This window comes from Thioalkalivibrio sp. AKL10 (genome assembly GCF_000381845.1).
In the GTDB taxonomy this organism is placed as follows: Bacteria; Pseudomonadota; Gammaproteobacteria; order Ectothiorhodospirales; family Ectothiorhodospiraceae; genus Thioalkalivibrio; species Thioalkalivibrio versutus.
This window is the reverse complement of the sequence record NZ_KB907143.1, coordinates 577,358-593,436: the sequence shown is the minus strand read 5'-3', so window position 1 is coordinate 593,436 and position 16,079 is coordinate 577,358. Positions and strand designations below refer to the sequence as shown.

13 protein-coding genes are annotated in these 16,079 nt (G+C 67.4%); 7 read left to right on the top strand and 6 right to left on the bottom strand.

The features are described 5' to 3' along the window. Positions 1-220: 220 nt before the first annotated feature. From G333_RS0108600 to G333_RS0108590, 3 genes are read left to right on the top strand one after another with little or no spacing between them, the layout of a single operon-like run. Positions 221-1,201, top strand: a complete 981-nt coding sequence (locus G333_RS0108600; RefSeq protein ID WP_019628213.1) for an RluA family pseudouridine synthase — start codon at positions 221-223, stop codon at positions 1,199-1,201. Then, a complete protein-coding gene (locus G333_RS0108595; RefSeq protein ID WP_018937616.1) occupies positions 1,198-1,893 on the top strand; it encodes an HAD family hydrolase in 696 nt (231 codons plus the stop codon). Before G333_RS0108600 ends, G333_RS0108595 begins: the two co-directional genes overlap by 4 nt. 13 nt (positions 1,894-1,906) lie before the next feature. Further along, the gene (locus G333_RS0108590) at positions 1,907-2,872 is read left to right on the top strand and encodes a S49 family peptidase (RefSeq protein ID WP_018145724.1); all 966 of its coding nucleotides are present in this window, start codon (positions 1,907-1,909) and stop codon (positions 2,870-2,872) included. Positions 2,873-2,902: 30 nt separating this feature from the next. Here the strand turns inward: G333_RS0108590 and G333_RS0108585 are convergent, their stop codons facing one another. The 5 genes from G333_RS0108585 to G333_RS0108565 form a co-directional block, all read right to left on the bottom strand. Next, complete coding sequence (locus tag G333_RS0108585; RefSeq protein ID WP_019628212.1) at positions 2,903-3,580, bottom strand: CsiV family protein; 678 nt, start codon at positions 3,578-3,580, stop codon at positions 2,903-2,905. Further along, positions 3,581-7,051 (bottom strand): transcription-repair coupling factor, encoded by a 3,471-nt coding sequence (gene mfd / locus G333_RS0108580; protein ID WP_019628211.1) that lies wholly within the window; start codon positions 7,049-7,051, stop codon positions 3,581-3,583. It lies immediately after the preceding gene. A 204-nt stretch (positions 7,052-7,255) separates the two neighbouring features. Then, positions 7,256-8,152, bottom strand: a complete 897-nt coding sequence (locus tag G333_RS0108575; protein WP_019628210.1) for a carbon-nitrogen hydrolase — start codon at positions 8,150-8,152, stop codon at positions 7,256-7,258. A gap of 22 nt (positions 8,153-8,174) precedes the next feature. Continuing rightward, a complete protein-coding gene (locus G333_RS0108570; RefSeq protein WP_019628209.1) occupies positions 8,175-9,248 on the bottom strand; it encodes an agmatine/peptidylarginine deiminase in 1,074 nt (357 codons plus the stop codon). Continuing rightward, positions 9,245-9,577 carry a hypothetical protein gene (locus tag G333_RS0108565; protein WP_018951428.1) on the bottom strand — a complete coding sequence of 111 codons (333 nt, stop codon included), beginning with the start codon at positions 9,575-9,577 and terminating at the stop codon, positions 9,245-9,247. Before G333_RS0108565 ends, G333_RS0108570 begins: the two co-directional genes overlap by 4 nt. Before the next feature lie 144 nt (positions 9,578-9,721). Between G333_RS0108565 and G333_RS0108560 the strand changes: the two genes are divergently transcribed. Continuing rightward, positions 9,722-10,972 (top strand): lipoprotein-releasing ABC transporter permease subunit, encoded by a 1,251-nt coding sequence (locus tag G333_RS0108560; protein WP_018937609.1) that lies wholly within the window; start codon positions 9,722-9,724, stop codon positions 10,970-10,972. Then, positions 10,965-11,687 (top strand): ABC transporter ATP-binding protein, encoded by a 723-nt coding sequence (locus G333_RS0108555; RefSeq protein WP_018176818.1) that lies wholly within the window; start codon positions 10,965-10,967, stop codon positions 11,685-11,687. Before G333_RS0108560 ends, G333_RS0108555 begins: the two co-directional genes overlap by 8 nt. 61 nt (positions 11,688-11,748) lie before the next feature. Here G333_RS0108555 and G333_RS0108550 read toward each other — a convergent pair whose 3' ends face one another. Then, entirely contained in the window at positions 11,749-12,345 is a 597-nt protein-coding gene (locus G333_RS0108550) for a DUF2062 domain-containing protein (RefSeq protein ID WP_018176817.1), read from the bottom strand. A 215-nt stretch (positions 12,346-12,560) separates the two neighbouring features. Here G333_RS0108550 and G333_RS0108545 point away from each other — a divergent pair, with 215 nt between their 5' ends. Beyond that, positions 12,561-14,864 (top strand): DNA internalization-related competence protein ComEC/Rec2, encoded by a 2,304-nt coding sequence (locus G333_RS0108545; RefSeq protein WP_019628208.1) that lies wholly within the window; start codon positions 12,561-12,563, stop codon positions 14,862-14,864. Between the two features lie 9 nt (positions 14,865-14,873). Continuing rightward, positions 14,874-15,950, top strand: a complete 1,077-nt coding sequence (gene mtnA / locus G333_RS0108540; RefSeq protein WP_019628207.1) for an S-methyl-5-thioribose-1-phosphate isomerase — start codon at positions 14,874-14,876, stop codon at positions 15,948-15,950. Positions 15,951-16,079 lie beyond the last annotated feature (129 nt).

The following is a 16,079-nucleotide window of genomic DNA, read 5'->3' as shown; positions in this document are numbered from 1 at the left end:
AGCGTCACAGTGTCGCTTTGTGGCGATGGCCCTTCGACCGGAGGCTGCTTTCAGCCTGTGGATCGAAGCGGCGGGTGATTCGAGGCGCGTTGCAGGCGTAGCACAGCAACGTACCGTGGGCCAATGTAGGGCATAACCCCCCGTCCGGGCAAGTTTTTCCGCCCGCAACGGGGATGGGTGCAGTAGCCCGTTGAGCGCGGCTCCGGTAGCATCCCGCGCCATGAAAGCAACGCGCGAACCCTCCGGCCCACGTACCTTCCAGGTCACCGAGCGTGGTGACGGTCAGCGGCTCGACAACTTCCTGCTGCGCGAACTGAAGGGCGTGCCCAAGGGCCTGATCTACCGCCTGGTCCGTCAGGGTGCCGTGCGGGTGGATGGGCGCCGGGCCAAGGCCCACAAGCGCCTGGCGGTCGGCAACGAGGTCCGGGTGCCGGATCTGGATCGACCGGAGGCAGCCAGCAGCGAGATCCCGCCGAAGGTACTGGACCGGTTGCGGCGGGCGATTATCCACGAGGATGACGATGTGCTGGTGCTGGACAAGCCATCCGGCCTGGCGGTGCACGGCGGGAGCGGGCTGGCGTTTGGCATTATCGAGGCGATGCGCCAGTTACGGCCGGATATCGAGCTGGAACTGGGGCACCGCCTGGATCGCGAGACCAGTGGCTGCCTGCTGCTGGCCAAGCGCCGCTCGGCGCTGCAAGAATTCCATGCCGCGTTGCGTGAAGGGCGGGTCGAGAAGCGCTACCTGGCGCTGCTGGTGGGGCAGTTCGCGGGCGGACAGACCATCGAATGCGATGCCCCGGTCGCCAGTGGCCGACAGGAAGACGGCCGCCGCCGGATGCGTGCGGGCGAGACCGACAGCGACGGACCGCGGGCACGGGAAGCCCGGAGCGTCTTTGTCCCGCTGGAGGCGCACGGTGCCTTCCAGTTGGCGGAGGTGAAGATCGGGACCGGACGCACGCACCAGATTCGCGTCCACGGTCAGTCGATCGGCCATCCGGTGGCGGGCGATCACGACTACGGCTTGCCGGATGCCAATCGCAGCCTGCGGCGCCATGGGCTGAAACGGCTGTTCCTGCACGCACAGGCACTGGCATACCAGTCGGCGGACGGCGAGCGACATATCTTCTCCGCCCCGTTGCCGGACGAGCTGACCGCGGTTCTCGCGAGCCTGGATGCCGGAGGCGAGGACGACGCATGATGACCCCGTTGCTGCCACCGGAGGAGGGCGACCTGCGCCTGGTTGTGTTTGACTGGGATGGAACGCTGATGGACTCGCCTCGCCGGATCGTGCACTGCCTGCAGCGTGCGGCGAAGGATACCGGTGCCCCGGTGCGGGACGAGGCGACGCTGCGCAATATTATCGGGCTCGGGGTTCAGGCAGCGGTCCGCGAGCTCTACCCGGACGCCGATGATGCCTTCGTGCAGCACTTTTCCGACACCTATCGCGAGTGTTATCTGGCGGCTGACGATGCCCCGGAGACCCCGCTGTTCGCCGGCGTGAGCGACCTGCTCGACTGGCTGGATGCGCGCGAGATCCTGCTGGCCGTGGCGACCAGCAAATCGCGACGGGGACTGGACCAGGCCCTGGAGGCGACGGGTCTGGGCAGGTACTTCGTGGCAACTGCCACGGGCGACGAATACCCGTCGAAGCCGAATCCGACGATGCTCCAGTCCGTGATGGGACGCGCGGGGGTGGAACCGGCCCGGACGCGCATGGTCGGTGATAGCGTTTATGATCTCGAAATGGCGCGGCATGCAGGAGTACCGGCCGTGGCTGTCACCCACGGGGTGCATTCGCCGGAACGCCTGAGTGACGAATCCCCCCTGGCCTTGCAGCCGGATCTGGAATCGCTGCTTGAGGCGTTCCGGCGGGCTGAAGGTACAACTTAGAAAAGGAATCACGATGGGCTGGGCGAACGAGAACAAACCGGGCTGGGAACGCGAAGCCCTGGAGAACCTGGTCCAGGCACAGGTGATCGAGCAACGCCGGGCCCGACGCTGGGGCATCTTCTTCAAGCTGTTGTTCTTCTTCTACCTGGTCGCGCTGCTGATCCTGGTGCGCGGCGGCGATCTGGGGCTTTCGGGGATGTTCGAGAGCGAACGCGAGCCCGCCGAACACGTTGCCGTGGTCGAAGTCGAGGGGCTGATTGCCTCCAGCGCGGCGGCCAATGCCGAGGACATCTCCAAGGTGCTGAAAGAGGCCTTCGAGGCGGATGGCACCCAGGCGGTAATGCTGCGTATCAACAGCGGGGGCGGAAGCCCGGTGCAGGCCGCCAACGTGCACGACGAGATCCTGCGGCTAAAGGAGAAGCACGCGGATATCCCCGTGTATGCGGTCATTGGGGATGTGGGCGCCTCGGCGGCCTATTACATCGCGGTAGCGGCGGACGAGATCTATGCCAGCCAGGCCAGCATGGTGGGTTCGATCGGCGTGCGCATGGACAGCTTCGGGCTCGTGGATCTGATCGACAATATCGGTGTGGAACGACGTCTGTTTACCGCTGGCGAGAACAAGGGGTTCCTGGACCCGTTCCTGCCGTTGGACGATGACCATGTGAATCACCTCGACGGGGTGCTGCAGGGCGTGCACGAGCAGTTCGTGGACGTGGTGCGTGCCGGTCGTGGCGATCGCCTGGTCGAACGCGACGATCTGTTCAACGGCTTGATCTGGACGGGCGACCGATCGGTAGAGCTCGGCCTGATCGATGGCATCGGCACGGACCGCAGCGTGGCGCGCGACGTGATCGGTGTGGAGAAGATGGTGGAGTTCAAGCCGCGGCGCAGTGCGTTGCAGTTGCTGTTCGAAGACCTCGGCATGGCGGCCTTCCAGCAATGGATGAGCTGGGAGACCACGCCGCAGTGGCGCTGAGGCGCGCTGCCCGGCCTCCCAGCCTGCGGTTCAGCTGCGATCGATGCGGGTGACGCGGGCGATCATGCCGATCACCGGATGGTCCAGGTAGAACAGTTCGTCGCCGGAGTTCATGCGCTGGCTGCCGCGTACCGTTATCGCGCGCGGCGGCTGGTCCCCCTGCGGTTCCTCGACGTGGTAGATCAGGTCGGTCTCCAGGTGCAGGAATCGCCCCACCCAGATACGCAGTCGGCCCTCCAGCTCGAAGCGTTCGTCCTGTTCCTCCATGAGCGGACGCGGCATCCGGTCGGCCTCGGCGCGCAGAAGATCACGCGTACCGATTCGCCGTCCCTGCTGCACTCGCAGCCAGGGGGCGGAGGCGTGGTCGCGTCCGGTCTGATCCCAGGCCAGGCTCGCCAGGATGCGCCCGGCGCCGGAGTCCTCCACCCGGCGTACCACGCGTTGCAGTTCAAAGCCCTTGCGTGAGTCGCGATAGATCCGCCCGCCCAGTTCGGATTCGCCGAGCATGGCCTCGCGCGGCGCGGCGAGCTCCATCTGCAGCCGACGGCTCTCGTCCGTGCGATGCTCGAAGATCACCAGTTCGATGCGATATTGGCGCCCGGCCTGTGCCAGGGCCGGTCCCGTGGCGCCAGCCAGGGGCAGGGCGGCCAGTCCGCCCAGCAGGCGGCGTCGAAGGGGGTTGTGGGATTCGGATGGGTCGTTGCGCATTCAGGCGGCCTGTTGTTCGGGGCTGATGGTGTTCAAGAGGCGCAGGACGGCCTGCGCCCGAGCCTCCAGTGTCTCCATCGGCGCAAAGAAGCGGAAGGCCTTCTGGCCATCCAGTTTGTACATTTGCGGATCGGATTGCACCAGCTGGATCAGGGCCGCGATGTCCAGATTGGGACTCGGGCCAAAAACCAGGCGTCCGCCAGCAGGGCCCAGTTCCAGCTTGCGTATCCCGAGCGGGGTCAGCTTCAGACGCAGACGGGCGGCCTCGAACAGGGCCTTGGCCGGGTCCGGAAGCAGGCCGAAACGGTCCACCAGTTCGACTTCAAGCTCGCGAAGGGCATCGGAGGTCGGTGCGCTGCTGATGCGCTTGTAGAGGATCAGCCGCGTGTGCACGTCGGGTACGTAGTCGCCCGGGAGCAGGGCGGGCAGGCCCAGTTCCACCTCGGTCCCGGTGGCCGCGGGCCCTTCGAGTTCCGGCATATTGCCGGAGCGCAGGGCATTCACGGCGCGGTTGAGCAGGTCGTTGTACATCGAGAATCCAACCTCGTGGATCTGCCCGCTCTGCTCGTCGCCGAGCAGCTCGCCGGCACCCCGAATCTCCAGGTCGTGGCTGGCCAGGGTGAAGCCGACGCCCAGGTCCTCCAGCGATGCGATGGCCTCCAGCCGTTTCTTGGCGTCGGCGGACATGGCCTTCTCAGGCGGCGTGATCAGGTAGGCGTAGGCGCGGTGGTGTGAACGCCCGACGCGGCCACGCAACTGGTGCATCTGTGCCAGGCCCAGCTTGTCCGCACGGTTCATTATGATGGTGTTCGCGGTGGGGACGTCGATGCCGGTCTCGATGATGGTGGTGCACACCAGGATGTTGTAGCGCCGGTGATAGAAGTCGAGCATCACCTGTTCCAGTTCGCGCTCGCGCATCTGCCCGTGGGCAATGCCGACCCGCGCCCCGGGCAACAGCTCCTGCAGGCCCTGGGCAGTGCGTTCGATGGTGTTGACCTCGTTGTGCACGAAGTACACCTGGCCCCCGCGCCGGATCTCGCGCAGGCAGGCCTCCTGGATGATGGCGTCGTTCCATTCGTTGACGAAGGTCTTGATCGCCAGGCGGTCGCGCGGTGGTGTGGTGATCACCGACAGGTCGCGCAGGCCGGCCAGGGCCATGTTCAGGGTGCGCGGGATCGGTGTGGCGGTCAGCGTGAGCATGTCGACCTCGGCGCGCATCTTCTTCAGCGCCTCCTTGTGGCGCACGCCAAAGCGCTGTTCCTCGTCGACGATCACCAGCCCGAGGTTGGAGAAGTCCAGGTTGGCCTGCAGCAGCTTGTGGGTGCCGATCACGATATCGACCTTGCCGTCTTTCAGGCCCTCCAGTACGGCGGCCTGCTGCTTGGCGCTGCGAAAGCGTGACAGCGACTCGATGTGGACCGGCCAGTCGGCGAAGCGGTCGGTGAAGTTCTGGTGGTGCTGCTGCGCGAGCAGGGTGGTCGGGACCAGGACCACGACCTGCTTGTTGTTCTGCACCGCGACGAAGGCGGCGCGCATCGCGACCTCGGTCTTGCCGAAGCCCACGTCGCCACAGATCACGCGATCCATGGGGCGGGTGTCGGCCATGTCCGCGAGCACGGCGTCGATGGCCTGTTGCTGATCCAGGGTCTCCTCGAACGGGAACCCGGCGGCGAAGGCGTGATACTCGGCGGTGTCGGTAGCGAAGACCGTGCCCTGTTTCGCCGCGCGCCGGGCATGAATATCGAGCAGTTCGACGGCCACGTCCCGCGCCTTTTCCGCCGCCTTCTTGCGCGCCTTGCCCCATTGCTCGCTGCCGAGCCGGTGCAGGGGGGCGTGCTCGGCATCCGCGCCGGTATACCGGCTGATGAGGTGCAGCGAGGACACGGGGACATAGAGCTTGGCCTCGTCGGCGTACTCGAGCGTCAGGAACTCCGAAGGCTGGCCGTTGAAGTCCAGGGTCTGCAGCCCGAGATAACGGCCGACGCCCTGTTCCTCGTGGACCACCGGTGCACCGATGGTCAGGTCGCTGAGGTTCTGGATGACCGCGTCTGCGTCCCGCGTGGTGCGGTTGCGTCCGCGGGTCTGGCGCGCGCGTTCTCCGAGCAGGGCGGCCTCGGGGGCGACGGCCACACCCTCGGGCAGCACGAAGCCCTCGCCGAGCGCGGCCACGGTGACGTACAGGCCGGGTTCGGCGGTGAGGAAGGCGTCCCAGTCGTCCACGGCATGATGGGGTACGGCCTGGTCCCGCAACAGCGTCAGCAGGGCCTCGCGGCGACCGGCAGATTCCGCGGTCAGGAGCACGCGCTGTTGCCCCTCGACAAAGACCTTCAGGGGCTGGGTTGGATCGTCGCGGCCCTGCTGCATGCCGAGTTCCGGCAGCGCGTCGCAGGCAAATGCGATATCCGCGCCGCGTCCCGCGGGGAGCGGGGCGGCCGGGTCGCCCAAGGCAATGCCGGAGTGCTCGCGCAGTGCGCCGGACAGGCCGTCGACGTCCAGGTAGAGCCGTTCGGGCGGCAGCAGCGGTCGATCATACTGATGGCTGAGCTGTTCGAAGCGGTCATGGATCTCCTGGGCGAACTCCTCGGCCGCCCCGGCGATGTTGCCGACCTGCACCATCTGGACCTCGGGGCAGTAGTCGAACACCGTGTCCATGCCCTCGAAGAACAGCGGCAGGTAGGCCTCGATACCCGGCGGGACCAGGCCCTCGCTGATGTCGCGGTAGATCGGGTGCTTGGCGGGATCGCCTGAGAAATGCGCCCGGTAGCGGGTGCGGAATTCGCTGATGGAGGTATCGTTCAGCGGGAATTCGTGGCTGGGCAGGATCTCCAGTCGCTCGACCTTTTCGGTGGAGCGCTGCGACTCGGGGTCGAAGCGGCGCAGGGAGTCGATCTCGTCATCCAGAAACTCGATGCGCACGGGTTCGTCCGCGCCCATCGGAAACAGGTCGAGGATCTCCCCGCGGGCGGCGAATTCGCCATGGCTGATGACCTGCTGAACGGCGCTGTACCCGGCCTCGGTGAGGTTCTCGCGCAGGGTCATGCGGTCCAGGCGCTGGCCGGTGTGCAGCGAAAGGCCCTGGGTGGTCAGCCAGTCGCGCGGCGGCAGGCGCTGCATCAGGGTCGAGACCGGCATCAACACGATCCCGCGTTCCAGCCCCGGCAGGTGGTACAGCGTGCGCAGGCGTTCGGAGATGATGTCCTCGTGCGGGGAGAAGACATCGAACGGCAGGGTCTCCCAGTCCGGCAGGCGCAGCAGCGGCAGGTCGTGGTCGCCGGCGAAGAACTCCCACTCTTCCTGCCAGCGGTCGGCCGCCTCGTTGGATTCCGTGATCACCAGAAGTGGCCGGGCGAACTCGCCGGCGTTCCGCGAAAGTGCGAGCGTCGCCGCCGAGGCATTGAGCCCCGACCACACCTCGAAGCCGGAGCCGGGGAGGCGGCCGGGATGGAGCGGGTTGCGGCGTTGTTCGGACATGGGCCTGTTGTTCGGTCGGGAGGGGCGGAAAGGGCCGCGATTATACGGATTCCGCCTGACGGGTGCGCGTGAGCCAGAGGCCGCCCTGACGAATCGGTTTGTGCTGTGTGAGGCTGAAGGGCGTTTTTGCGGCGGAGGGCATGGAGATCACGGAGAAGGCCGGGGATTACCTGGGGCGGATCGCGCTAGTGGGTGTTGATCACCTCAGGTGGGATCGATGTAGCGTTGCAGGATCGGGCCGTAGGCATCGATGCGGCGATCGCGGAGAAAAGGCCACTGGCGGCGTACGGCCTCGGTCCGGCCGCGATCCAGCTCGATGGTGAGGATCTCCGGCTGCGCCTCGCCGGCGCGGGCCAGGATCTCGCCCTGGGGCCCCGCGACGAAGCTTGTGCCCCAGAAGTTCGCCCCGGGCGCGCGTCCGGAGGGGTCCGGTTCGTGCCCCGTGCGGTTGCAGGCGATCACCGGCAGGTTGTTGGCAACGGCGTGGCCGCGCTGGACGGTCATCCATGCGTCCTGCTGCCGGGCCTGTTCCTCGGGCGTGTCCTGCGGGTCCCAGCCAATGGCAGTGGGATAGATCAGTAGCTCGGCGCCGGACAACGCCATGATGCGGGCGGCCTCCGGGTACCACTGGTCCCAGCAGACCAGGACCCCGAGGCGACCGACCGAAGTGTCGATGGGGACGAAGCCGGTGTCCCCCGGGGTGAAATAGTACTTCTCGTAATAGCCGGGATCGTCCGGGATGTGCATCTTGCGGTAGGTGCCGACCGGGCGGCCGTCGGTTTCGAAGACCACTGCGGTGTTGTGATAGAGGCCCGGGGCGCGACGCTCGAACAGGGAGCCGACCAGGACCACGCCGTTGTCCCGTGCCATTGCGCCCAGGCGCTCGCAGCTCGGGCCGGGGATCGCCTCGGCGCGATCGAAGGTGGCGAGGTCCTCGGTCTGGCAGAAGTAGGGGCCGGTGTGCAACTCGGCCAATACGACCAGGCGGGCACCATTCGCGGCGGCCTCGGCGACTGCGGCCGCGGTGGCGTCGAGATTGGCCTCGACGCTCCCGGCATCGCGGTGCTGGATCAGGGCGACGGACAATGGGGCGTTGGGCATGGCGGGTGCTCGGTGCAGAAGGTTATTCCTGCGGGATGCCGAGGGCGGCCGCAGGGTATTGCATGGTCAGGCAGTGCAGGCTGCCCCCCTGGCGAATGATCGCCCGGCAGTCGATCTCCACGATCTCGCGTCCCGGGAAGGCCTCGGCGAGCCGGTCGCGGGCGACGGCATCGGCGGGGTCATCGTAGACCGGCAGGAGCACCGCACCGTTCAGAATCAGGAAGTTCGCATAGGTGGCAGCCAGCCGTCGGCCGTCCTCGACGATGGGGGCCGGCCAAGGGAGCGGAATCAGGCGGTAGGGCTCTCCGGAGGTCTGGCGCAGGGCCCGGAGTTCCTGTTCCATCGCTTGCAGTTCGGGGTGATGGGGGTCCTGCGGATCGTCGCACTGGACGTAGGCGATCGTATCGCGGGCGCAGAAGCGGGCCAGCGTGTCGATATGGGCATCCGTGTCGTCGCCCTCCAGCTGCCCGTGTTCCAGCCAGAGGATCCGTTCGGCACCCAGCCATTCGCCGAGGCGCTGTTCCAGCCCGGTGCGATCCAGATCGGGGTTGCGGGTGCTGGAGAGCAGGCAGCGCGTTGTAGTGAGCAGTGTGCCGGCGCCGTCGGATTCGATCGACCCGCCTTCGAGGATCAGCCCGGTGGGTTCCGGTACACAGCTGCCGAATACGCCCTGGCTGGCCAGGGCCCGAGTGATCGCATCGTCCAGATCGGCGGGGTATTTGCCGCCCCAGCCGTTGAAGGTAAAGTCCAGCAGGCGTGGCTGATTGCCGTCGAATACCGTGATGGCGCCATGGTCGCGCGCCCAGGTGTCGTTACTCGAGGCCAGGGCAAACCACAGCCGGTCGGGCCGGATGGCGGTCTCGGTCAGGAAGCCGGAGATCTCCTCGATGTGCTCGGGATCGCGCGCGACGATGATGACCGGCTCGTACTGGCTGATGCTCGCGGCAATGGTGGCAAATACCGGGTGCACCTGATCCAGGACCGGTGCCCAGTCCGTGGCGTCATGCGGCCAGGTCAGCTGGATCGCACCCTGGGGCTCCCACTCGGCGGGGAGGCGGCGTTTGGGCGGCACCGGGGTGGCGTCCCCGGTACTCATGGACGGTCGGAGCGGGATCCGTTGCGCACTGCGCTGTGCAGGACGTACTCGCCCTCGAAGAACACGGAGAAGTCGGCATAGTCCCAGCGTGTGATCGGCGGATCGCCCACGGTGGCGTGGCGTTGTTCCGGCTCGCCGTGCTGGCGAATGACCGCTGACTGGCTCTGACCACGGGTTGGGGCCCCTTCACGTTCCTTTACCGTGAACCCCCCTTCGGGGCTGCGCAGGATGTCGGCCGAGGCGGTGGCCATGGCGCCGGCGAAAAGCGCCAGTACAAGGGCGCTGGCCGCGGTGCGCACGGTGCTGCCCCGGCGTGCGCCGGACTTCAAGGTGGGGTTCGCTGCGTTGCATTTCCCTGGCATGGCCAACTCTCCGTTTGCTGGATGGCTCCATGGTAGCGTCAACCGCGACGCCATGCCTCCCCCGACGCTTCCCCTATAGGCGCGACCCGGTATCTCTGGCATGCTTTCGCGATGTTTCGCCCCCTGACCCTTGCCATCGGCCTGCGCTATACGCGTGCCAAGCGGCGTAACCACTTCATCTCGTTCATCTCGGTGGTGTCGATCATCGGGCTGGTGCTCGGCGTGATGGCGCTGATCACCGTGTTGTCGGTGATGAACGGGTTCGAGCGCGAATTGCGCGAGCGCATCCTGGGGATGGCCTCGCATGCGACCATCGGTGAGGCCAACGGAGGGCTGCGTGACTGGGAGCGCCTGCAGCGCGAGGCGCCGGACATCGATGACCGGGTGGTGGCCGCGGCCCCTTATGTTCAGGGCGAAGCGATGCTGAGTGCACGCGGGAATATCTCCGGGGCGCTGATCCGCGGTGTCGAGCCGGAGGCGGAAGAACGGGTTGCGCGCATCGGTGAGCACATGATCCGGGGCGAGCTGGGGAGCCTGGAGGGCGGTCGCTACCGCGTCGTGCTCGGGCGCGAACTGGCGGCGGAACTGCGTGTGCAGGTTGGCGATTCGATCATCCTGATGGCTCCCCAGGCCTCGGTGTCGCCGGCCGGGGTGATGCCGCGCATGCGGCGCTTCGAGGTGTCCGGCCTGTTCGAGGTCGGCATGTATGAATACGACCGGGGGACTGCCTTCATCCATCTGGAGGATGCCCAGGCGGTGTTCCAGATGGGCGATCAGGTGACCGGGCTGCGGCTGCGGCTGACCGACATGATGCAGGCCGGGGTGATTGCACGCGACGTGGCGGCGCAGCTGGACGGGCTTTTCCGGGTGTCCGACTGGACCCGTCAGCACGCGAATCTGTTCCGCGCCATCCAGATGGAGAAGATGGTGATGTTCATCATCCTCTCGCTGATTGTGGCGGTCGCAGCCTTCAATATCGTCTCGACCCTGATCATGCTGGTGACCGACAAGCAGGGGGATATCGCGATCCTGCGAACGCTCGGGTTGTCGCCCGCAGGCATCATGGTGATCTTCATGGTCCAGGGGGTCGTGATCGGGGCGATCGGCATCCTCTTGGGTACCGCGGCCGGGGTCGCGCTGGCGTCCAATATCGATGTCGTCGTGCCCTTTATCGAGCGGCTGGTGGGCGTCGAATTCCTGTCCGCCGAAGTCTATTACATCAGTGACTTGCCATCTGAACTTAAACTGTCGGATGTTCTACGGGTCGGCATTCTGGGCTTCCTGCTGACGGTCGTGGCCACACTGTTCCCGGCCTGGCGCGCGGCCCGTACCCAGCCGGCGGAGGCGCTGCGCTATGACTGACCACGAGACTCCGGTCCTCGAGGCCTTGGGCGTGGAACGCCGTTTCCGCGACGGCAAGCTGGATGTGGCCGTGCTGACCGGGGTCGATTTCGCCCTGCAGCCGGGGGACCAGACCGCGATCATCGGTGCCTCGGGCAGCGGCAAGAGCACCCTGCTGCACCTGCTCGGTGGTCTGGACCGGCCGACGGCCGGCGAGGTGCGCTTGCTGGGCACGGACTGGACCCGCATGAGCGAGGCGCGGCGCGGGCACCTGCGCAACCAGCATCTGGGGTTCGTTTATCAGTTCCACCACCTGTTGCCGGAACTGACGGCCGCCGAGAATGTGGCCCTGCCACTGCTGATCCGGCGGATGTCCAACCGCAAGGCGCGGGAGGAGGCACGCCACTGGCTGCAGCAGGTGGATCTGGGTCACCGCCTGGAGCACAAGCCTTCGGAGCTCTCCGGTGGCGAGCGTCAGCGGGTCGCGATCGCCCGTGCGTTGGTCACCCGACCCTCGGCCATCCTGGCGGATGAGCCGACCGGGAACCTGGACCAGGAGCGGGCAGCGCAGGTGTTCGAGCTGCTGCGCGCGATGAATCGCTCCACCGGCACCGCGCTGGCCCTGGTTACCCACGACATCACCCTGGCGCGCGAGCTGGACCGCTCGGTGCAGCTGGTCAAGGGACACCTCGAGCCGGAGGTCTTCGACGGCCAATTGGCGGCGGTCCACGAATAGGCCCCCGTGCAGCGCGCATCCGCGCGCCTGGCAGCATCGGACCCTGAACGGGCTCGGTTGATCAGTCCAACGGCGGTTGCTTCTTGTTCGATTTTTCCTCTTCGCTGCGTTCCGCGGCTTCGCGCTCCGCCAGTTCCTTGCGCAGCCGCCGCAGATAACGGCGGCTGCGCACGCGCTGGACCACGTTCAGCCGCCACAGGAAGCGCACGAGCAAATAACCCGACAGGCTCGCGACCGAGCCCAGCAGGACGCTCCCCAGGAGCAGGGGCTGCCAGATGGTCAGTAACTCCGTGCTGAACCACTCCCAGCTCCAGTCCAGGCGGATATCGCGACGGGGTTCGTCCAGAAGCTTGCGCCCGATCGTGTAGGCCGTATACAACATGGGCGGCATGGTGATCGGGTTGGAGATCCAGACCAGGATCACCGAAATCGGCAGATTGACGCGGACGATAATGGCCACGGCCGCCGCGATCAGCATCTGCATGGGCAGTGGCAGGAAGGTCACGAAGAGCCCCACGGCAAACGCACCAGCCACGGAGCGGCGGTTCAGATGCCACAGATCCGGCGACCCCAGACGCGGCCCCAGCGGGGCGAGCGCCTTGTGCCCACGCATGCGCTCCATGCCGGGAAACATCTTCTTGATGATGTGTCTTGCCATGTTCCGGGTTGCCGATGGTGCGCCTGGCGCGGGCTCGCGACCGCGCATGTGGGTTCCATTCTCGCTGATTTGGGCCGGCGAATGCCTGTGTCGCCCGGCACGTGGGTCTTGGGCCACGCAGTGGGCCGGGCGTTCAGGGCCTCAACGTGACCGCTTTCACCCTCGGGCTTCTGGTCACGGCGTGGTGGCTGCACCGGGTACCGGAGCCGCTTCCGATGGCCCCGGGTCTGCTGCTCGCGCTGCTCGTGGTCACCGCGGGCGCCAGCGCCGGCCTGCGACGCTACGGCTACCGGGCCACTGTGCCATGGGCGATGGCGCTGGGTGGGGTGGTCGCCTGGGGGAGCGTCTCCATGACCGCGAACATCTGGCTCGAGGAGGCCTTGGCACCTTCGCTTGCGGGAGAAGAGGTCACCGTTCTTGCCACGGTCACCAGTTTGCCGGAACACACCGGGCATCGCAGCCGGTTTCGGGTCACGGTGGAGGCGGTCATCGCGGGGCCGGAGGCATTCGCTGCCCGTGAGCTCCTGGTGACGGCGTATCCGGCGCGGCCTGAGGTCGAGGCAGGCACACGCGGCCAGATGACCCTGCGCCTGCGCCCGGCCGAAGGGCCCGCGAATCCTGGCGGATTCGATCGCGCGGGGTGGTTTTACCGCGAGGGCCTGCATGGCTCCGCGACGTTGCTTGATCTGGAGTCGATCGGGAACGGAGTGTCGGCCGCACCGGCACGGCCCTGGCGGGCCGACTTGCACCGCGTCCGCGGCTGGCTGCGCGGGCGGCTGGAAGTCGCGGCCCCGGAGTTGCGCCATCCGGGGCTGGTGCAGGCCCTGGTCATTGGCGACCGTCAGGGGATGACCGCGCCGGAATGGCAGGCCTTTCTGCGCACCGGAACCAACCACCTGATGGCGATCTCCGGGTTGCATGTGGGGCTGGTTGCCGGTTTTGTCGGGTTGCTGTCGGGGTTGGTCTGGAGCGGTTTGTTGCCGCTGCAACGGGGTCTGCGGAAGGCGGCCTTCATGGCGCTGGCCGGTCTGGCGGGGGCTGCGGTGTATGCCGCGTTGGCCGGCTTCAGCATCCCGACCCAGCGGGCGTTGATCATGCTCGCGGCCTTCATGGCGGCCCTGTTGTGGCGCCGCGAGGCGTTCGCCTGGCGAGGTCTGATGCTGGCCGCGATCGCGGTCGTGCTGTGGCAGCCGACGAGTGTACTGGCCCCCGGTTTCTGGTTTTCGTTTGGCGCGGTCGCGGTCATTCTTCTGCTGTTGCAGGGGCGCTCGGGGCGTCCGGGCTGGCGCGAGGCGGGGAGTATCCAGGTGATGCTGGCACTGGCGATGCTTCCGCTCAGTCTCGCCTGGTTCCAGTTGGGTTCGTGGGTCGCGCCGGTGGCCAACCTGGTGGCAGTGCCCGTGATCAGCCTGCTGGTGCTGCCGGTGTTGCTGGTCGGGGCAGGGCTGGCCGCCTTGTGGGCCCCTTTGGGTCAGCCGTTCCTGCACGCGGGCGACGGCGTACTGGCTCTGCTCGTCGGGTTGCTGGATCTCCTGTCCGGATTGCCCGTGCTGGTGGACGAGCGGCGGGTCCCGCTGGCTGCGAGCTTGCTGGGCGGGCTCGCGGTGCTCGTGGCCTTGCAGCCGCGGCTGCGTCTGGGTGCCGTTTGGGTCGTGCTCGCAGGCATGGCGCTGGCCTTGCCCATGCGACCGGATATCGAGCCGGGTGCCGTGCACGTCCTCCTGATGGATGTCGGGAACGGGCAGTCGGCCTTGCTGCAGACGCGTAACCACAACCTGTTGTTCGATGCGGGTCCCGGGCGTGCGGGTGGCTACAGCGCGGGTGAGCAGATTGTGGTCCCGACCCTTCGGGCCGAAGGGGTGCGCCGGCTGGATCGCATGATCCTCAGCCACGAACACGCCGCGCACGCCGGAGGCAGCGCCGGGGTCCGGGATTCCATACCCGTGGTCGAGACCCTGCGACGGGTGCCGGCAGAGGCCGATGAGCGGGCGTGCGAGGTCGGAGAGCGCTGGGAATGGGACGCGGTGCGATTCGAAGTGCTGCACCCGCCGCCCGGATGGGATGGCAGAGCCTCGGCCTCCTGCGTGCTGGCGGTGGAGACGGCCGGAGGCGTCCGTCTGCTGCTGACGGGCGGGCTCGGAGGACTGGGCGAGGCAGTGCTGATGCGTGATGTGCCGGACGCGCGTGCCAGTGATCTTCTGGTGCTGCCGCGCGGGGCTGGCACGGGCAGCTTGAGCCGGGGCTGGCTGGTGGATGCGCCGCCGCGCATCGCCTGGGCGAGTACCGATGGGCGCGGGCGCGGTCTGGAGGCCGCTGTCCGCGAACGTCTGAAGGCGGCCTGTGTGCCACTGCAGGAGACCGGGCTGCATGGCGCCTTGCGCCTGGAAGCGAACTCGGAGCTGGAGGTGGGGCCCGGTCATCGAGCCCGCCACCGGAGGCTCTGGCAGCCTGCGCCCTTGCCACCCTTGCGCGGGCAGGAGGGTTGCACCCCCGCGCCGACGGACGAGACACGCTGGTAGAATGACCGGATGAATCGCGAACATTCCGACACCATCCGTCCCATCCGCTTCCGCGAGGGCGCGCTCCAGTTGCTGGACCAGCGCCGCCTCCCGCAGGAGAGCGTCTGGCAAACCTATCAGGACGCGCCCGCCGTGGCCGTGGCGATCCGCGACATGGTCGTTCGCGGGGCGCCGGCGATCGGCATCACGGCGGCATTCGGTGTGGTGCTGGCTTGCCAGCGAGCGGCAGGTCAGCACGACTGGCGTGCGCGGGTGGCCGCCGATATCGAGACCCTGCGCGGTTCGCGCCCGACAGCGGTGAATCTGTTCTGGGCGCTGGATCGCATGCAGGCGGTCGTGGCCGCCAGCCAGTCAGTAGATGCGGCCGTGAGCGAGACCCGGGCGGTAGCCGAGCGGATGCTGGAGGCGGACATTGCCGGCAATCGGCAATTGGGCGCCCTGGGTGCGCAATTGATCGAGCCGGGGCGTGGCGTGCTGACCCACTGCAATACGGGTTCGCTGGCAACCGGGGGCTATGGCACCGCGCTCGGTGTGATCCGGGCCGCCTGGGATGCCGGGCGTATCAAGGAGGTGTTTGCCGACGAGACCCGCCCCTGGCTGCAGGGCAGCCGACTGACCGCTTGGGAACTGGTGCACGACGGCATTCCGGTGCAGGTGCTGTGCGAGGGTGCGGCGGCCAGCCTGTTGCGCTCCGGCCGGGTGGGCTGGGTGATCGTCGGGGCGGACCGAATTGCCGCCAACGGCGATACCGCCAACAAGATCGGCACCTATGGCCTGGCGTTGCTGGCGCGGGCCCACGGGGTGCGTTTCATGGTTGCGGCGCCCGTGGCGACCATCGACTTCGAGATGGCAGACGGATCGGGCATCCCCATCGAGCAGCGCGGCGAGGACGAGGTGCTGGCGCTGGCCGGCCAGCGCGTGGCCGCCGACGGTGCGCGGGGATACAACCCGGCCTTTGACGTGACCCCGGCGGACCTGATCGATGCCATCGTCACCGAACGCGGTGTGGTCGAGGCCCCGACGCGGGAGCGCCTGGCCACACTGCGCGAGCCCGCGGCCGCGGAATCCACCACGACCGGGGCCTGACACCCGGGAAAATGGGGCCGGCACCGGCCGCCCTCGGGCCTGAGAGCCTCGGAGAACCGTTTTGAGGGGAGAAAAGGGCGCCCCCAGTGGTTACCCCTGTGGTATCATCGCGAGCTTGTTCAGACGGAC

Bases quoted from the DNA above. Each gene is read 5' to 3' on its own strand.
- G333_RS0108600 (WP_019628213.1), top strand. From the start codon at position 221: ATGAAAGCAACGCGCGAACCCTCCGGCCCACGTACCTTCCAGGTCACC.
- G333_RS0108595 (WP_018937616.1), top strand. From the start codon at position 1,198: ATGATGACCCCGTTGCTGCCACCGGAGGAGGGCGACCTGCGCCTGGTT.
- G333_RS0108590 (WP_018145724.1), top strand. From the start codon at position 1,907: ATGGGCTGGGCGAACGAGAACAAACCGGGCTGGGAACGCGAAGCCCTG.
- G333_RS0108585 (WP_019628212.1), bottom strand. From the start codon at position 3,580: ATGCGCAACGACCCATCCGAATCCCACAACCCCCTTCGACGCCGCCTG.
- mfd (WP_019628211.1), bottom strand. From the start codon at position 7,051: ATGTCCGAACAACGCCGCAACCCGCTCCATCCCGGCCGCCTCCCCGGC.
- G333_RS0108575 (WP_019628210.1), bottom strand. From the start codon at position 8,152: ATGCCCAACGCCCCATTGTCCGTCGCCCTGATCCAGCACCGCGATGCC.
- G333_RS0108570 (WP_019628209.1), bottom strand. From the start codon at position 9,248: ATGAGTACCGGGGACGCCACCCCGGTGCCGCCCAAACGCCGCCTCCCC.
- G333_RS0108560 (WP_018937609.1), top strand. From the start codon at position 9,722: ATGTTTCGCCCCCTGACCCTTGCCATCGGCCTGCGCTATACGCGTGCC.
- G333_RS0108555 (WP_018176818.1), top strand. From the start codon at position 10,965: ATGACTGACCACGAGACTCCGGTCCTCGAGGCCTTGGGCGTGGAACGC.
- G333_RS0108550 (WP_018176817.1), bottom strand. From the start codon at position 12,345: ATGGCAAGACACATCATCAAGAAGATGTTTCCCGGCATGGAGCGCATG.
- G333_RS0108545 (WP_019628208.1), top strand. From the start codon at position 12,561: ATGGCCCCGGGTCTGCTGCTCGCGCTGCTCGTGGTCACCGCGGGCGCC.
- mtnA (WP_019628207.1), top strand. From the start codon at position 14,874: ATGAATCGCGAACATTCCGACACCATCCGTCCCATCCGCTTCCGCGAG.